The organism is Pseudomonas sp. S1_E05 (assembly GCF_056337105.1).
This window is the reverse complement of record NZ_JBFRHM010000001.1, coordinates 2585168-2602395: the sequence shown is the minus strand read 5'-3', so window position 1 is coordinate 2602395 and position 17228 is coordinate 2585168. Positions and strand designations below refer to the sequence as shown.

Annotated in this window: 14 protein-coding genes, 1 tRNA gene and 1 pseudogene; 7 read left to right on the top strand and 9 right to left on the bottom strand. The window is 55.4% G+C overall.

The annotated features are described in order from the left end of the window. Positions 1–34 precede the first annotated feature (34 nt). The 7 genes from rpmI to AB4N33_RS11980 all read left to right on the top strand — a co-directional run bounded on the left by rpmI (position 35) and on the right by AB4N33_RS11980 (position 4956). Positions 35–229 carry a 50S ribosomal protein L35 gene (rpmI, locus tag AB4N33_RS12010; protein ID WP_002553160.1) on the top strand — a complete coding sequence of 65 codons (195 nt, stop codon included), beginning with the start codon at positions 35–37 and terminating at the stop codon, positions 227–229. 28 nt (positions 230–257) lie between these two features. Further along, positions 258–614: a 50S ribosomal protein L20 gene (gene rplT, locus AB4N33_RS12005; protein WP_007905879.1), complete on the top strand. Its 357-nt coding sequence runs from the start codon at positions 258–260 to the stop codon at positions 612–614. Between the two features lie 109 nt (positions 615–723). Further along, positions 724–1740 (top strand): phenylalanine--tRNA ligase subunit alpha, encoded by a 1017-nt coding sequence (gene pheS, locus AB4N33_RS12000; protein ID WP_476457414.1) that lies wholly within the window; start codon positions 724–726, stop codon positions 1738–1740. A 26-nt stretch (positions 1741–1766) separates the two neighbouring features. Beyond that, a complete protein-coding gene (pheT, locus tag AB4N33_RS11995) occupies positions 1767–4148 on the top strand; it encodes a phenylalanine--tRNA ligase subunit beta (protein WP_476457413.1) in 2382 nt (793 codons plus the stop codon). A gap of 3 nt (positions 4149–4151) precedes the next feature. After that, positions 4152–4454 (top strand): integration host factor subunit alpha, encoded by a 303-nt coding sequence (gene ihfA, locus AB4N33_RS11990; RefSeq protein ID WP_002553164.1) that lies wholly within the window; start codon positions 4152–4154, stop codon positions 4452–4454. Then, the gene (locus tag AB4N33_RS11985; RefSeq protein ID WP_093218077.1) at positions 4435–4791 is read left to right on the top strand and encodes a MerR family transcriptional regulator; all 357 of its coding nucleotides are present in this window, start codon (positions 4435–4437) and stop codon (positions 4789–4791) included. Before ihfA ends, AB4N33_RS11985 begins: the two co-directional genes overlap by 20 nt. Before the next feature lie 88 nt (positions 4792–4879). Beyond that, positions 4880–4956, top strand: a tRNA-Pro gene (locus AB4N33_RS11980). A 1517-nt stretch (positions 4957–6473) separates the two neighbouring features. On the opposite strand, the gene AB4N33_RS11975 is transcribed toward AB4N33_RS11980, so the two are convergent. From AB4N33_RS11975 to AB4N33_RS11935, 9 genes and pseudogenes are all read right to left on the bottom strand, one after another. Further along, complete coding sequence (locus AB4N33_RS11975) at positions 6474–7067, bottom strand: AAA family ATPase (protein ID WP_476458812.1); 594 nt, start codon at positions 7065–7067, stop codon at positions 6474–6476. 143 nt (positions 7068–7210) lie between these two features. After that, on the bottom strand, positions 7211–8647 hold the full coding sequence (locus AB4N33_RS11970; RefSeq protein WP_476457412.1) for a transposase: 1437 nt from the start codon (positions 8645–8647) through the stop codon (positions 7211–7213). 16 nt (positions 8648–8663) lie between these two features. Further along, positions 8664–8930 (bottom strand): helix-turn-helix domain-containing protein, encoded by a 267-nt coding sequence (locus AB4N33_RS11965; protein WP_476458811.1) that lies wholly within the window; start codon positions 8928–8930, stop codon positions 8664–8666. A gap of 67 nt (positions 8931–8997) precedes the next feature. Further along, complete coding sequence (locus AB4N33_RS11960; protein WP_476457411.1) at positions 8998–9270, bottom strand: DNA-binding protein; 273 nt, start codon at positions 9268–9270, stop codon at positions 8998–9000. A 90-nt stretch (positions 9271–9360) separates the two neighbouring features. Next, on the bottom strand, positions 9361–9798 hold the full coding sequence (locus AB4N33_RS11955) for a hypothetical protein (protein ID WP_476457410.1): 438 nt from the start codon (positions 9796–9798) through the stop codon (positions 9361–9363). A gap of 712 nt (positions 9799–10510) precedes the next feature. Continuing rightward, entirely contained in the window at positions 10511–11743 is a 1233-nt protein-coding gene (locus tag AB4N33_RS11950) for a hypothetical protein (RefSeq protein WP_476457409.1), read from the bottom strand. A gap of 148 nt (positions 11744–11891) precedes the next feature. Continuing rightward, positions 11892–14265, bottom strand: a pseudogene (locus AB4N33_RS11945) (TOTE conflict system archaeo-eukaryotic primase domain-containing protein). A gap of 328 nt (positions 14266–14593) precedes the next feature. Further along, positions 14594–15076 carry a hypothetical protein gene (locus AB4N33_RS11940; RefSeq protein ID WP_476457408.1) on the bottom strand — a complete coding sequence of 161 codons (483 nt, stop codon included), beginning with the start codon at positions 15074–15076 and terminating at the stop codon, positions 14594–14596. A 49-nt stretch (positions 15077–15125) separates the two neighbouring features. Further along, complete coding sequence (locus AB4N33_RS11935) at positions 15126–16931, bottom strand: DUF262 domain-containing protein (RefSeq protein ID WP_476457407.1); 1806 nt, start codon at positions 16929–16931, stop codon at positions 15126–15128. Positions 16932–17228 lie beyond the last annotated feature (297 nt).

Genomic DNA, 17228 nt, shown 5'->3' with positions numbered 1-17228 from the left:
TTATGTTTATCAACTGAATGCGGAGTATCCGAACATGCCAAAGATGAAAACCAAAAGTGGTGCTGCTAAGCGGTTTCTGAAAACTGCGAACGGTATCAAGCACAAGCACGCTTTCAAGAGCCACATCCTGACTAAAATGTCGACCAAGCGTAAGCGTCAACTGCGCGGTAGCAGCTTGCTGCATCCGTCCGACGTGGCAAAAGTCGAGCGCATGCTGCGCCTTCGTTAATTTTAGTCAAGAATAGAGGAAGTAACTCATGGCTCGTGTAAAGCGTGGCGTCATTGCCCGTAAACGTCACAAAAAAATTCTGAAACTTGCTAAAGGCTACTACGGCGCTCGCTCCCGCGTATTCCGTGTTGCCAAGCAAGCGGTAATCAAGGCAGGCCAATACGCCTACCGTGACCGTCGTCAGAAAAAACGTCAGTTCCGCGCTCTGTGGATCGCTCGTATCAACGCTGGTGCTCGTATCAACGGTCTGTCCTACAGCCGTTTCATCGCCGGCCTGAAAAAAGCGTCCATCGAGATCGACCGTAAGGTTCTGGCTGATCTGGCAGTGAACGAAAAAGCGGCGTTTGCTGCGATTGTCGAGAAAGCTAAAGCCACCTTGGCTTAAGTACCCCCGACAGTCACCCGGCCTCACCTCAGTGGGGCCAGGTGTTAAACGTCATAAATAGGGGAAGAGCCTTCAAGCTCTTCCCCTATTTTGTATCTGGAGTCTGTACATGGAAAACCTGGATGCGCTCGTCTCGCAAGCTCTAGAGGCTGTGCAAAGCGCTGAAGACATCAATGCCCTGGAGCAAATCCGGGTTCACTACCTTGGCAAAAAAGGTGAATTGACTCAGGTGATGAAGACCCTGGGGAATCTGCCGCCAGAGGAGCGTCCACAAGTCGGCGCCCTGATCAACGTTGCCAAGGAGCGTGTTACAGAGGTTCTCAATGCTCGCAAGGCAATGTTTGAAGAGGCCGAGCTGGCCGCCAAACTGTCTGCCGAGTCCATTGACGTGACCCTGCCTGGCCGTGGCCAGACCTCGGGTGGCTTGCATCCGGTGACCCGCACTCTGGAACGTGTAGAACAATTCTTCACCCGCATCGGCTACGGCATCGCCGAAGGCCCTGAGGTCGAAGACGATTACCACAACTTCGAAGCGCTCAACATCCCCGGCCATCACCCGGCCCGGTCGATGCATGACACCTTCTATTTCAATGCCAACATGTTGCTGCGCACCCACACCTCGCCGGTACAGGTCCGCACCATGGAATCGAAACAGCCGCCGATCCGCATCGTCTGCCCAGGCCGCGTGTATCGCAGCGACTCCGATATCACCCACTCGCCGATGTTCCACCAGGTCGAAGGGCTGCTGGTTGATCGCGACATCAACTTCGCCGACCTCAAAGGCACCATTGAAGAATTCCTGCGTGTGTTCTTCGAGAAAGAGCTGGCCGTGCGTTTCCGCCCTTCGTATTTCCCGTTCACCGAGCCATCGGCTGAAGTGGATATGGAGTGCGTGATGTGCAGCGGCAAAGGCTGCCGCGTCTGCAAGCAGACGGGCTGGCTGGAAGTCATGGGCTGCGGCATGGTCCATCCGAACGTGCTGCGCATGTCCGGCATCGACCCGGAAGAGTTCTCCGGCTTTGCCTTCGGCATGGGCGTGGAGCGTCTGGCCATGCTGCGTTACGGCGTGAACGACTTGCGTCTGTTCTTCGACAACGACTTGCGGTTCCTCGCGCAATTTCGCTAGTCGTAATGAATTCTTAGGAGAGCAGGATGAAATTCAGTGAACAATGGCTGCGCGGCTGGGTTAGCCCGCAGGTAAGTCGCGACGAGCTGGTTGCTCGTCTGTCGATGGCCGGTCTCGAGGTCGATAGCGTGACCCCGGCGGCCGGCGAATTCAGTGGCGTGGTGGTAGGCGAGGTGCTGAGCACCGAACAGCACCCTGACGCTGACAAGTTGCGTGTTTGCCAGGTCAGCAATGGCTCGGAAACTTTCCAGGTCGTCTGCGGTGCGCCGAACGTGCGTCCGGGCCTGAAAATCCCGTTCGCCATGATCGGTGCCGAGCTGCCGGGCGACTTCAAGATCAAGAAAGCCAAGCTGCGTGGCGTCGAGTCCAACGGCATGCTGTGCTCCCAGGCTGAGCTGCAAGTCGGTGAAGGTAACGATGGCCTGATGGAACTGCCGGTCGATGCACCGGTGGGTCAGGACATCCGTGAGTACCTGAACCTGAACGATGCCAGCATCGAGGTCGACCTGACTCCTAACCGTGGTGACTGCCTGTCCCTGGCGGGTCTGGCCCGTGAAGTCGGTGCGCTGTATGCGGCCAAGGTCAATCGCCCCGTGGTTGCCAGCGTTCCTGCCGTGCACGACGAAGTGCGTTCGGTTGAAGTGCTCGCGCCAGCCGCTTGCCCGCGTTACCTGGGTCGTGTCATCCGTAATGTCGACCTGTCCAAGCCTACGCCGCTGTGGATGGTCGAGCGTCTGCGTCGTGCCGACGTACGCAGCATCGACGCTGCCGTCGACATCACCAACTACGTGATGCTCGAATTGGGTCAACCGCTGCACGCATTTGATCTCGCCGAAATCAATGGCGGCATCCGCGTACGTATGGCCGAAGAAGGCGAGAAGCTGGTATTGCTCGACGGCCAGGAAGTCAGCCTGCGTAGCGATACGCTGGTGATTGCCGACCACACCCGCGCCTTGGCCATTGCCGGCGTCATGGGTGGCGAGCACAGTGGCGTCAACACCGCGACCACCCGCGACATTTTCCTGGAAAGTGCGTTCTTCGATCAGATCGCCGTGGCCGGCAAGGCCCGTTCCTATGGCCTGCACACCGACGCCTCGCACCGCTATGAGCGTGGCGTGGACTGGAAACTGGCCCGTGAAGCCATGGAGCGCGCCACCGGCCTGCTGCTGGAGATCACGGGTGGCGAAGCGGGTCCGATTATCGAGACCGTCAGCGAACAGCACCTGCCGTCGATCGCACCGATCACCCTGCGTGCGCCTCGCATCACCCAGATGCTGGGCATGGAAATGGATTCGGCCGAGGTCGAGAGCCAGCTCACTGGCCTGGACCTGACCATTACCGCCGAAGGGGCAGGGCAGTGGCGTGTAGACGTGCCAAGCCATCGCTTCGACATCAGCCTTGAAGTTGACCTGATCGAAGAGCTGGCGCGCCTGTACGGCTACAACCGCCTGCCGGTTCGTTACCCGCAGGCTCGCCTGGCTCCTCAAGCCAAGGCCGAAGCGCGTAGCGACCTGCCTGAGCTGCGTCGCCTGCTGGTGGCTCGTGGTTATCAGGAAGCAATCACTTACAGCTTCATCGATCCGAAACAATTCGAGTTGTTCAGTCCGGGCGTGGAGCCGCTGTTGCTCGCCAACCCGATTTCCAACGACATGGCCGCGATGCGTTCGTCCCTGTGGCCAGGCTTGGTCAAGGCGCTTCAGCACAACCTGAACCGTCAGCAGGACCGTGTGCGCCTGTTCGAGAGCGGCCTGCGCTTCGTCGGTCAGCTCGACGGCTTGAAGCAGGAGTCGATGCTGGCGGGCGTCGTTTGCGGCAGCCGCTTGCCGGAAGGCTGGGCACAAGGTCGCGATGTCGTGGATTTCTTCGACGTCAAAGCCGATGTGGAAGCGGTGTTGGGTTTTGCCGGGGCGCTGGATTCGTTCACGTTCGTGCCGGGCAAGCACCCTGCGTTGCATCCAGGGCAGACTGCGCGCATTGAGCGCGAGGGTCGCCTGGTCGGCTTCATTGGCGCGATTCACCCTGAATTGTCGAAAACCCTGGGCCTTGATCGTCCGGTATTCGTGTTCGAGTTGGTTCTGGCGGAAGTGGCAACCGGCAAAATGCCTGAATTCCGCGAGTTATCGCGCTTTCCTGAAGTGCGTCGTGACCTGGCATTGATCGCGCACCAGGACGTCGCTGCTGCGGCTGTACTGGACGTAATCCGTGAAAATGCAGGCGAATGGCTGACAGACCTCAGGCTATTTGACGTGTATCAGGGTAAAGGCATTGATCCTGATAGAAAAAGCCTCGCAGTTGGCTTGACCTGGCAGCATCCATCGCGCACTCTTAATGACGATGAGGTGAATACCGCAACGCAAAATATCCTCACCTCGCTCGAACAAAGGTTGAACGCCACGTTAAGGAAGTGACGTATGGGGGCTTTGACGAAAGCTGAGATGGCGGAACGTCTGTATGAAGAGCTGGGCCTGAACAAACGGGAAGCCAAGGAATTGGTCGAACTGTTTTTTGAAGAAATCAGGCACGCGCTCGAAGACAACGAACAAGTCAAATTGTCCGGTTTCGGCAATTTCGACCTTCGGGACAAACGCCAGCGGCCTGGCCGCAATCCGAAAACGGGTGAAGAAATCCCGATCACGGCTCGCCGTGTGGTCACCTTTCGTCCAGGGCAGAAGTTGAAGGCCCGAGTTGAGGCTTATGCTGGAACCAAGTCATAACGACGAACTACCCGTCATCCCGGGCAAACGCTACTTCACCATTGGTGAAGTCAGCGAGCTGTGTGCGGTAAAACCACACGTGCTGCGCTACTGGGAGCAGGAGTTTCCTCAACTCAACCCCGTCAAACGACGCGGAAACCGCCGGTATTATCAGCGCCAGGACGTGCTGATGATCCGGCAGATCCGCGCACTTCTTTACGATCAGGGTTTCACCATCGGCGGCGCACGCCTGCGCCTGTCCGGCGATGAAGCCAAAGATGACACCACCCAGTACAAACAGATGATCCGGCAGATGATTGCCGAGTTGGAAGATGTGCTGATTGTCCTCAAGAAATAAAATCATTCGTTTGAATACTTCCATTTTTCAAACGCTTGCGATACATTCTTGAGCGTTCTTCGAAGTGAAGAACAGTTTCACGCCTAGTCGGGGCGTAGCGCAGTCCGGTAGCGCACTAGCATGGGGTGCTAGGGGTCGAGTGTTCGAATCACTCCGTCCCGACCATATTATTCAATGACTTAGGCCAATGTTCGCAGCATTGGCCTTTTTCATGTGCGTGACTTTTGCGTGACTCCCAGTTTTTTCACGCCTGTTTCCTTTTCAGAATTGTCAGTACCGGTCCACGTGAATCGGTTGCTGATACCTGTGAGTTCACGCCGTTTTTGGCCCTTTTTCGCGCTGTCTTTGGCACCAATCCTGTCTGATACTTTTCTTCCTCTCTCCGCTTTCTCGCATGTCAGATAGCCTTGCCAAACGCCCTGTTTCCGGGCGATTAGGGCGTTTTTCCTCGGGCCCGCGGCGCTAAACCCTGGAAGCTCAGTTCCGATTCTTCGTTCTTAAAGGTCACCACCCCAAATCATCGAAACCGGCTGTACGTCACGCGGGCCGTGCCTTTGAAGACAAACGGAAGCAGCGAAAGCACCTTTAGGCCGGACTTCCGATTGTGCGCTAGGGAAACGGAACAGAGCGCGGGAGGGCGCATCTATTCGAACTTATTGCTGACGGGCTGTGGGCCTCCTGAAGACCCTTTGATCACAAGACCCAGGGGCCGATTTGGAATCAAACCATCGCGTCTGAGAGCCTGCCTCATACCTCCAAATTCGACGTTTTTGGGCCCAAACCGCAGTGCCAAACAGACCGCAAATTCACCCGACTTCTTGCTGTTTTGGTGACAAACCATTTTGCAGGTAGTTGGCACCGATTGAGTGCCGCTGAACCCTCGAAAGATCCGTCGGCCGCGGCTTCTAGCGGTCAACTCGGAATCTCTTACAAGGTCCTGGTCGGTGCCAAATCCGCTGCTAACTCACATAGAAAGGAATCAGAAATGATTTTTTGCGGTTGAATTGGCACTAGATGGGGTACAGCGACGAAGAAGGCTATAGGGCGTGGGTATCGAGGATTCAGAACAATCGGAACTTACAACTCATGGTTTGAGCGTTTGGAGGGAAGAACGTAAACGACTGTCCCGAGATTCGGATCAAAAAGCTGCCCGCTACGCTGAATTACCGGTGGTAACGGTCCGGTATACATTCCGTATGCTAGGCGATAACGTGCTTGTCTTCCGGGTTGCGCTGGTATCGTTACGTCTAGATACCCTGCCCAACTTAGCCACTTAAGGAAGTTCTTGGCTGTTGAAATGCTGGTGTACGTTGCATGGCTGGCGTGGGCCGCAAGCTCCGTGGCGTTGATGTCCTTGAGCATACGTAACGTTCTCCACATAGCCTCTGTGCCTTGCCCAACCTTGCTCGGGCTCCCATCTATTTTGAGCCGAGGAGCCTCGACTCCAGTATCAAGCATCAATCTGTATATTTTCTGAGTACCAACCCCTTCTCCTCGTTCAAGGTAGCCTCCCTTACGAAGAGATTCGATGTAAGTCTTAACTGTTTCGTCTGAAATGCTGGTTAGGCGACTGATTGTATAAATACTTATGCCCTGCGGTTGGTTCCTCAGTGTCTCCCAGATTCTCTGTCGGTTATCTCGCCCCTCTAAGATGGTCAGATGCGCGGGCTTGCGGCCATTGCTCATTTAGCGGTTTTCCTCAACGGCGGCTCACCGGTAAACCAGCCGCGCTGTCCCCATTCCACAAGACCGACAGAAGACCAACCTTGCGTTTGGGCTTCAGAGAATACGCGATGGAGGTTGACGACCACTCGGCGTAAACAACCTCTTACGGTCAGCCTCAGGCTCTCTAAAAGGTCATCGTCAAAGCGGAGTTCGGGATAGCTCTGTTGCGTTAGAGCCCTAATGTCATCTTTAGAAGCTGGCTGGGCCGGCACCCACTCTAGAACGCGGTTATGAAGCCGCTCCAGCTTCGCTAGGCTTGCTGGGATTCGTTCTTCTCCAATGAGAATAATCGTGGCTCTGCTTGAATTGTAGATATCTGTTAGGACGTTTGCAGCAGCCTTGTCTAAGAGATATTGGGCGTCATCAATGATAAGAGGTCTACCGCTGCGGGATAATTGGTCTGAAATCTGGTCAACCATTTCTGATGTTGTACGGCTTGGCATGACGGCCATCTCCCTCAGAACTGCGGTCAAGAAAGCTTTTTTCGTCCAAGTATCTAGACATTCAATGTAATAGGCGCGATATACGTTTGCTGCGAAGGTGGCTCCCACCGTTTTCCCCAAGCCTACTCGCTCCGTACATGACAACCAGCCCTGGCAAGTTTTTCGGCCTAGCTAAAGATTTTTCAATTGCACTTGCGATAAGGCCAACATTTGTCAAAGGCGCTATTTTTGTCACACTCATATTCAGTCTCCTATTTGTTTATTGTTTGAGGTGGTAGAAGCTCGCTTTCGATATGTTCAAACATACGGCGCATAGCAACAAACTCCATATTTGTTTGATAGCTTGAGTGCCAGAGGGATTCATCTTTTGTTAAAGGTAAACTATTGCATATATCTGCGTTCAATTTTTGCCACAGTTGATATTTCGCTATTGGGTCGGGTGGCAGGGTAAATGGGGTCGGCTCCGAATCGATAAGTGCTTTAGCGACTCGTTTGGCCTCGGCAAGCCGGGCGGCGTCAAGTATTGGTGCGGAAGAGTGCTCGACTATACTCATGTGATTATTTTTATCACTAAGCATTCTAAGTTTTTCTAATGTTCGCCTTATTTGACCATGTTCCCGTTTTCTGTACGCTTGTTCTACCATCGATTTCGGCATGTACGGACTGGCGTTTCCATCGAGATGTGCCTCACCTATTAATTCACCGCTGAGATTTCTGACCCATACCTTCGAAGCATCACGAAGGTCATAGCTGATACAAACATCCGCACCATGGAAGTCCCGCAAGTTGTCTAGAAAATATTTGTTCCCAGCCCAACTGATTTCGCCACGACGAGTGGGGCGAATTACTTGAGGGCGCATTACATCATTCAAGACATCCGAAGGAGCAATAATTGCCTGCCAGCCCGTTGAGATTGCTCTCGCCCAAGCTTCATTTGGACTTAAGTGTCGGCGTTTTCCTGTAATGGGGTCGCGAACTTTGGTAAGTCCTCGATGAGGGGCGTTGTTATAAGTTTCGATCTCGTACTCAATGCCTGCCATAAACGTTTCGAAACTAGGTATGAGAGTGGTTCCGCCGTTTTCTCGAATCTGCTTGCGGCTGATACGAAATGCTTTGGCGCCAGCCTGTCGATCCATGTCCGCGCCAATGTAGCTAGTAAGTTTCTTCGCGGCGTTAACCCAGATTGTTTTATGGGCGCGTTCAATTAAACCACGTGCCTGGCTATTGTATGGTAAGGCATGGGTAAGAGTTCCTCCCAATCGCTCAACTATCTCTCGGACAGTATCGTTTACAAAACCGGATCCGTTGTCGACATATAACAATGCAAACATACCGTGCTGTACCGCATTTCTTAAAGCATCGATGACTGCGATTGAGGATTCTGACTCTCCAATAGATATTCCGACTACCTTTCGGGTTGCCACATCAATCACTGTGGTAGCTTCGGGTCTATATGGTTTTCCCGTGCGAGGATTAATTATCTCTGCGTCGAATTTATGACCGTCAGCAGTGAATACGTCACAAGGCATTAGATCTTTGGTTGTGCGGCGTCTAAATGGTTGAAGAGCTTTGAGCTGTTGAGCAGTATGACGTCCTATATTACGAGCCTCTGGACTGAGCTTGTCCAGGAATCGGCGTACCTGATGAATACTCGGTTGGTCAGAGGTGTATTTTTCGCAAAATTCCATATAGCTGGCCTCAACGCTAGGCTTTGTCGGCCGCTGATAGCAACGTAAAAAATCGGTACTCCAGAGCGGCATAGTCAGATTTTTTTCTGCGGCGGCCCGGTGCTAATCCAACCTCCCCATGCTCACGGTACTTGCTTATCCAACGCTTGAGCGTTCTTTCTGACAAAGTTGAAGTTGGCGTCGAACGATCATTAGCGACCACTAAGCGATCATGTAGAAAGAGATCCAGCCTGTGCTCCTTGGATAGAGCTACTATTGTTGCGATAGCTTTTTTTTGAGTCATCTCAGCGGTCATTCTTTCTATTTCTAAAACGAATGAAAGACGAGCGCCCATTGTTAAGCGTTGATCATCATTTAGCGTTGTAGCGGCGAAAGGGGTGACTTTCCTTTGCTGGAAAACATTGTTTGTTGCCAGAAAAGTCTGAGCGAGATTGAGACTGCGCTGTAATTATCGCTATTTGTGTCTCCGTTGGTAGTGCGTCGAGAGAATACTCAATTGCTTTACTATGTGAGCGGCGTTGGCCCGGCCAGTTTTCGCGAGCGGCTCGTGCTTTTACGCCTCGAACAGTATTGGGCATGCCTGTTTTTCCTGACAGTTCTTTTGCTGTGTACCCGCGCTTCATGGGAGCCTCTGATATTTAATCAGCGAGGAGAAAGTATTGCTTCGGGATGGCGATTATTGTCGGCCACTCTAGATGGTGATTTTGTTTGGGCTAAGGTTCAGATATAGACTGGTGAGAACCATCTGCGTTACCCAAGAGCGGGATAAACTTTTCGTAATTTTCCTTAAGTAGTGTTGTCAGATATAAATTTACTGCAAGCCTTGCATTATAATTCTCGTGGTATGACGGACAGATATCTTGTATTGAGGGGAGTCCATAATTAAGCTCGTCATCAATTTCGGCGGGGCGCAGATTAATGCTATCATTGAATTTGCCCTGGTCATAAAATCGGCCAGCATGGTACCTGCTAATCATGTGGCGCGTGCTTCCGATTATTGTGGCTTCAATTGCAACTTCGGTATAGGGCGTTTCATTTTCGGTGTAATGGTATGGCCCGGAAAGTTCGTATTTGACTGTCTTCAATTCGCCTACGAATGGCTCAAGCGGGCTGTAATTTGTTAGCGGAGTGGTTTTGGTTTTGATAATCATATTTGAGTCCTCTACGATATGTATGAGGAATATAGGACTCGAATTTTGATCGTCAATATCAAATGATTAAATATTTTTATTTCTGATGTGTGGTGTAAGTTTTTTTTGCGGCTGTACCTCTAGGTCAGATGAGTGGCTCGATATCGAATTGACTGTGGTAGACAGTCCAGAAAGATACCTTTCCTTTGCTGACACGTTTTTACTATTGGTTTTATGATCGGAGCTGATTCGAAACGTTTGTAATAAGGAGATTCTTATGTCTAGCTCGATTTACAGTGCGATTTCGTAGGTTCACGACCGAAGCTGCACAGCTTCCAAGGCACGATGTTGTTTGCTTGTATCTTCGGAGCTGTCCGCTACCGGCCGAGTTCAGTCGATGCGGTCTCTCTCAAGCCTCCTAACGAAGCCGGCTTGGCGCCGGAATATATCCAGAGGAGGGCGGAGTTTGGCCGATTGTCGCTAGTCTTTTGAGATGGCCGTTGTAGAAAGGTAGGTAAGCGTCTATGGGATCGCGTCCAACGCGGTTTGCCTCCAGATCATTGCGTCATAATCTGCCACACCTGTTTAGCTGAGCGGTCGGAAACGCCTGGACGGGCCAAATTGCGCCGCGATGGCCTTGCAGCGCGCGTCGATGGGTTCATCTACCGCGGCTTTTTGCTCCTCGTCCAAGGCGGCGTACCACCGCTTCCACGCTTGCAGCGCCTCGCTTTTCTCAGCCTGATGCTGGGCCTTTAACGCCATCAACTGTCGGAACGTGCGGCCGTTCTCGCTGGCGTGTGGCCGATCTGTTGGCACGTCGGTCATGGGGCTGCTCGCTAAAAAGGACCTTGATCTCTTCGTCCAGTATATCCACGACCTCGTGGAGCAGTGGATCCAGCCACGCAGCTTTGGCACGGCCCCACTGTATGAACGCCTGCTGATCCACTACCGACCCGCGTGCATCCAACGTTTGCTCCAGCGCATCCAGATATTCACGTATCGCCTGCGCACGTCGCCAATTGTGTGCATCCGTTTCAAGCTGGCCCAGTCGTTGCCTTTCGCTGTCCTGCAAGCGCTTGCGTTCCAAGGCCGCCTCACGCAGCTGTTGGCGTTTGGCATCGATGACGGCCTGACGCTCAGCGTTCACTAGGGACTCGACCGCCGTGGTCGCCATCTGCTCCAACAGTTTGTTGAGTTGTGCCTCGACGGGTAACCGATCCGAGTCCATCACCTTGCCGGCGTACCCCTCGTTGATCAGGACCTGAAGGCGGCCGGTGGGGACATAGTGCGACTTGGGCCAATAACTCCAAGCGCCCTTGGCTTGGTCCGCCAGTTGTTTCGCGGTGGGCACATAGGCGGCCTTGGTGCAGGCCTCAAAGAGTCGCAGGTGGTAAATCCGGCCGAGCATGCAGACGTTCACGTCGTGCTGGCCTTGCGTAACCGGATAACCTCGGGCCTCGAACGCTTTGAGCAGCACGTCGGCGATTTTTAAGGCGCGGGCTTGCTGCGCCGGCGATACCGAAATGCTCAGCGCTGGACGTCGTGTGCTGGGCATGTCGCGTTGATCAATCACCGGCTTTTTCAGCGATTGCTGCGCCGCGACAACCAACGGATGCCAGTGGCGGATGTGGTCAGGGACGACGATGTGATTGGCCGGGTCGCGCTCGAAGGCCAGTAGCACGGCCAGCCGCTCATCCAGCGGCAGTGGCGTCGGCGGTACAGGCGGTGCGGGAGTGCGAAACAGGTGCATCGGGTGCCCAATGTATTCACGCAGCTTCGGACGCGGTGCAACCGGCTTGCCGGCTTTGAGCCGGGTCCAATAACCTCGGGGCGGCGTGGGAATCTGAAGGCGGCGACAGAGTTTCTGAAGCCCAACGTCGGACAGTTGGTAACGCGGCGCGACCACCGTGACGGCGTCCGTCCACACCTCATCGAGCAGCTTGGCCCGGTCGTACTTTTCGAGCATCGGCGCAGTCCTCCGTCAGCAGGGCGAACCCTTGTCGCAAACCGTATCAGGGGCGCCGGATTTCTCGCCGCGCCGCCTGTTTGAGCCCGTGGCCCAGTGAACGTTGTCCCTTTGGCGCATCGTGCCAGGGGGGGCCGCCCCACGATGGCTAGAGCAGTGCCATCGTGGCCGACGTATCGTTCAGCCGGTACCCCATCGCCTTGTAGCCGGCCTTGCGCTTTTCCCACATCCGCAGCAAGGCGACCTGGCCCTCGTCCACGAAGTCGATCACCTGGATGTCGGCCTTGGCGGCGTGCGCTCGATGCAGGCGCCCGGCGTATTGCTGAAGGATGCCTCGCCAGGAAATGGGCATGGCCAGCACCAGGGTGTCCAGCGGTGGGTGGTCAAAACCCTCGCCGATGAGCGTGCCGGTGGCCAGGAGCACCCGAGGGGCGGCTTCGGGCAAAGATTCCAAGGCGCTGATCAGCGACGTCCGCATTTTCTTGGGCAGGCGGCCATGCAGGGTAAACAGATTCGCGACCTGCTCCCTGAGCGCGACGTCTAGCGTCTCCACATGCTCGGTGCGTTGAGTGAGCACCAGCACTTTGCGGCCCTGGTTGTAGGCGTGCACCACGTCCGCCACGATGGTCGCCGTGCGTTCTGCGTCAGCGGCCAGTCGTTTGAAAATTTCCTGAATCCCAGCGCCCTTGGGGACGAGGAGTGGGCCGGACAGCAGGCGAGGGCTCACGGACAAGTCGTGAGGGGCGCTGGCCGGGCGCGCGGCGGTATGGCGGATCGGTCCGCACTGCATGAAAATGATGGGCTGTTGCCCATCGCGGCGGATCGGGGTCGCCGTCAGCCCGAGCACGTAACGCGCGGGCGAACTGCGCAACAGGGCTTCGAAAGACACCGCCGACAGGTGATGGCATTCGTCGATGATGATCTGCCCGTAATTTTTCACCACGTCACTGATCTCGCCCTGGCGCGACAGCGATTGCATGACGGCGATATCGATCTGGCCGGTGAGCTTGGGCTTGCCGCCACCCAAGGTGCCGACGACTTCTTTGCCGACGCCGAGGAACGCCTGCAAGCGTTCTTGCCACTGCCGGAGCAGTTCGGTCCGGTGCACCAACACCAAGGTATTCACACGCCGCCTGGCAATCAGCGCCGCGGCACTCACGGTTTTACCGAACGCTGTCGGCGCGCAGAGGATGCCGGTGTCATGCGCTTGCATGGCGGTGACGGCCGTTTCCCTGATCAGGACGCAGCGTGCCGAGAAAACTGACATCCAACGGATGGCCCGCGAAACGCTCGTCTTCCACCAATGGCGTGATCTGGTACTGCGCCAGCAGCGCCTGCACGGCGTCCCAGCAGCCACGGGGCAAGGCGATATGTTGGGGGAAATTCTGCGCGCAGCCAATGACTCTGGGTTTGTTCCACACCGACAGACGCAGGGCCTGCGCTTTATAAAACTCGGGATTCTGAAACGCCGCGAGGCGGATCAACTGGTTGGCCAAGGGTTGGGGTAGCTGGGCCTTTTCGAAGTAAATCAAATTCGCCAGCGTGATGCTCAGGGTGGCCGGCATCCGGCCCCGGAGCCTTTGTGATCGAGGCGAGGGGGCTTTCCATGGCTGGGCACCTTCGTCTTCATCGACGTAGGCCACGCCAAGGGGGTCGCGGTTACCCATGGCCTGAGTAATGACGGTGTGGATATGCTCGGGGTCCATGCGCTCAAGATTCGCCAGGAATGCCCACTGATCGACATAGGGCTCCAGCGCATCGTCGACAAACACGCTGTGATGCTGGGCCCTGGCGCGTTTTTGCAGCGGCAAGGCGATCAAGTTGCCAAAGCCGCCTTTGGGCAGGGTGTCCTGGTTGGGAAACAACCGGTCGTAGGAACTGAGCGACAATTGCCGCGTGCGTTCACAGGCATGGCTGATGATGGCGGCCTCGAGACGACGGGCATCGCTGGCAAGCACCTTGTCCTCGAAGAAGATCCAGGCATGCGCGCCGTTGCCCGAGCGTGAGACTTCCAAGGCGACGGGCACGTCGAGCGCCTGGCAGGACTCCACGAATGCGCGGGCGTCATCGCGCCATTCGGCCTCGTCGAAGTCCGCCGCCAGAAAGTAGCAGGTATCGTCCTTCAGCAGGGGGTAGACACCGACGACGAGCGCGCCGGCCAAGTGGCGAAAGATGACGTCGTCGGTCACGGCCAGCAGTTGGCGCTGGTGGCAGTCGCCGCATTTAATCCGAGGTTTCTCGCAAATCCCCGGACGCCACTCGTTCGCGCAGGCGGGCGCATAGCCAGACTTGCCGCCTTTGCTTTCCCAGCGCAGCGGGTAGATGTCGGTACGGCCTCTGAACAAGCTACGAAAGAGGGCGAGCTTGCTGCGGGTGTCCAGGGCGGACGACGAATCAACGGGCGTTAGGGGGATCAGCGCCGGTTCGACAGGCGGCTGCCAATCGATGCCGTGCGCGTCGAGCAAGGCAATCAAGCGCGCGTTCTCCGCCTGGAGTGTCGCCAACAGCTGGGTGTCGGTCACCGCATCGAGCCTCGGTGTTTGGGAATGACGTGTGGGGTTAGCCACTTCGTAAGGCTATCAGTCGGCGGGGGGCGGGATCAAACCGGTGGGCCGGGTGCGGGCTGGTGGCCGCGCAATGCCGGGGCGTCGTCCGGCGGTTTAACCAAAACCGTGTAACGCGCATAGCGGTTCGAGTCCCCCCGCGTAGCGCGGTGTGGTTCATACCGTCTACCAAATGTTTAGCGTAAACAGGCGCCTTTACGCTAAAAACCGCTTTACCTAGCGTGTCGGTAGCACCACGCCGCTTGAGGCAGGCTCTTGAGGGTTTTCTAGCGTGTGTCAGACCTTATTAACCTCGTTTACCCGCCCCGAAACTGCCCGGCAGTCGAGCCCAGATGTCTAGCATGTCGACGCGCTTGGCGGCTTTTTTGGGCTTCTTAGTGGTGATTGTGGTCGTGGTTTGGGCGGCTTGATTTGCGGGCTTCGCTACGTTGGTCTGCCGAGCAGGCTTGGCGTTAAGAAAGTCATGGAGCTGCACCTGGGGGTTGGGCGGCATACCTGAACGGCGATAGGAGCGTTGCCCCAGTGTCTCCTGAATGTCCAATCCGGTCCGGAAGCTGAACCAACTCGCCATTTGCAGGGCATACCGGGTGTTTTTGAAGATATCCAGAATTTTATCGATATAGCTGCTATCACCGTGCTGAATCGCATGCAAAGCGGCCTGTGTCGTCAAGTCGCGCATCACGGACGAGAACGCCAGTTTCCTGAAATCAATGAACTCGATCACGTGTGTAGTTAGCAATGCCGACAGCAGAGCTTTGCTTTGGTCCATCATTCACTCCGTGCTGTTGATGAGCGAAAAGGCGCTAGGTATGTAGGTGTCATTCTCCCTTTGGCCAAATTCTCAGAGCCACACCTGCAAACAATTCGCCTCGCGCTGCAATTTCTAGCTCGTTCCACTTCAGTTTCGCTATCAATGGGATGTTGAGGCGAAGACTCGTGTTGGCAATCAGCTTGTCCCGCTTCACCAGAAAGTCGCAGTGTTGCGCTGACCGGTTCACGCTCAAATTCAGTAGCGTCAGGTTGCCCAAGGTTGGAATGGTATCGTGTCGTTCGCGAATCAATTGCTGCCTGGGGGTCAGCGAGCCTCCAGAACGCAGGATAATTTCGATATCCGCTTCATCATTGTTCGCTGCGGCACTGCCGTCATTTAGAGGCCAGTTGGCGTGCCAGCTACGTGGCATTATGTGATCAATATCGAGGTTTGCCAGATCCGGAAGCCCAGGCTCCTCACTCTTGACGGATAGTCGTAACGCCCCTTCCAACTCGGTCAATAACGAGCGCATTTTGGCTGCATCAAGTCGGCCAGGGTAAAGCGGGGCGCAGATACACGCATTGCGAAACTCTGAGTTTTCGGGCCAGCGGGAGGCATCTCCTTTGAGCATACCAAGGTAGCTTCTCAGTTCCTCGCTCGATATGCCAGACTTCGTCAAGTGGCGTAGAGCGCTCAAAAAAACGTTGTTGTAGTTCTTTGGGGTAAGCCCACATATCGCTCGCCGCACGACGTAGGACACGAGGTCATTGAACATTTGTGTCTTTTCCGCATCACCCACCTCCGCCACTGAAATCAACAACGTCAGTGGGTGCAGCGTGGTGACATCATAGGCCGCGATTCGACGACCAAGACGGGCGATAGGTGATGATCCAGACATGCTGATCAAATCGCGATAGTGCTCAGCGTATTGGTTTAAGGTCACCAGTTGCCGGCCAGCTGTTTTGGGTGGAGTGCTAGTGGCAGCGTAGCGTCTGTACTCGTTGTACAGGCGCGACAGGTCAATCTCACTACCCATCTCCGCTTGAAGTGTCGAATGGATCAACCATTCAAGCCGTGGCTTATTGATGCGGCCGCGTCGCTGCTTGGTCGACCAGTAGTCTGATTCGAATGGCAACCATTGACTATCGTAAAGCGCCCCCGCATCCACACCGTCGTGGTCTGCACGCATGAAGATATAGTTGCGAATCAGATCAGTAGCGTGCAGCTCAGCCCCACGGCCGTTGAGGGTCTCAAAGATAACCTGAGCGTCGTCCTCGGCTTCCAGTGAAATACTGACCAGCTTTAGATCTTGCAGAACGGCCATGATGAGCGCTTCGGCGTAATTTAGTTCTTGGCCGACACCAGAGCGGATCCACTGGCTGAACTCTGCGGTAAAGAACCAGATGGCTGCCAGTGAGGGGGGATGGTCATAGTGTTTTCGCAGCGTGCCGTGCTGCGTGAAGTGTGCTGAAAACTCTTTTCGAAAATCCTCAAGGTGCTGGATCGCCAGGCTCTTTTCGAAGTGCGGGCGATCCCGAAACGTCGGCCACAGCTTGAAGCGCTCCATCTGCGGATTGCGCATGGTTTCTTCGTTGGTGTTTTGCATGCAGGCGATGACGCTGGGCTCAAACACTTGCATGCCGGTTTCGCGCAGGGCGAGCAGCAGGGAGGCCAGGATGTATTGGAGCGTCGTCAGGCGCTGTTGGCCATCGATGATGTGCAACGTGTCGACCCCCATCAGCCCGTGCTTGACTTGAGGCTCCAGAACAACCGCACCTAAAAATGTGGGGTGATGTTCATGCCCGACACACGGGCATTGGCTTTCTCTTGAATGTCCTGCCACAGGCCGGTCCATTGGTTCCGCTGTGTCCATACATACGCTCGCTGGTAGAAGGGAACACAGTATTGGCGCCTGTCCTGGAATATTTGGCGCACGGTGAGCGTTTCGGATTTCATGGCTTCCCCTTTTGGTTGTAGCCGCATTCTGCCGTGTGTCCCCTGTGGTGTCACTTGGTCTACATGCTTGGCCGGGAGCGCTGGCGGCCTCTTGGCTGAGCGCTTTTGCGGAGTGCGGACTACGTGTAATTTGACGTTCTGGTCAATCAGCCCTCTCACCTGACTCGGTAGCGGCAACCAGTTGATCCCCAGCGGTGGCCAGTCTCTACCTTTG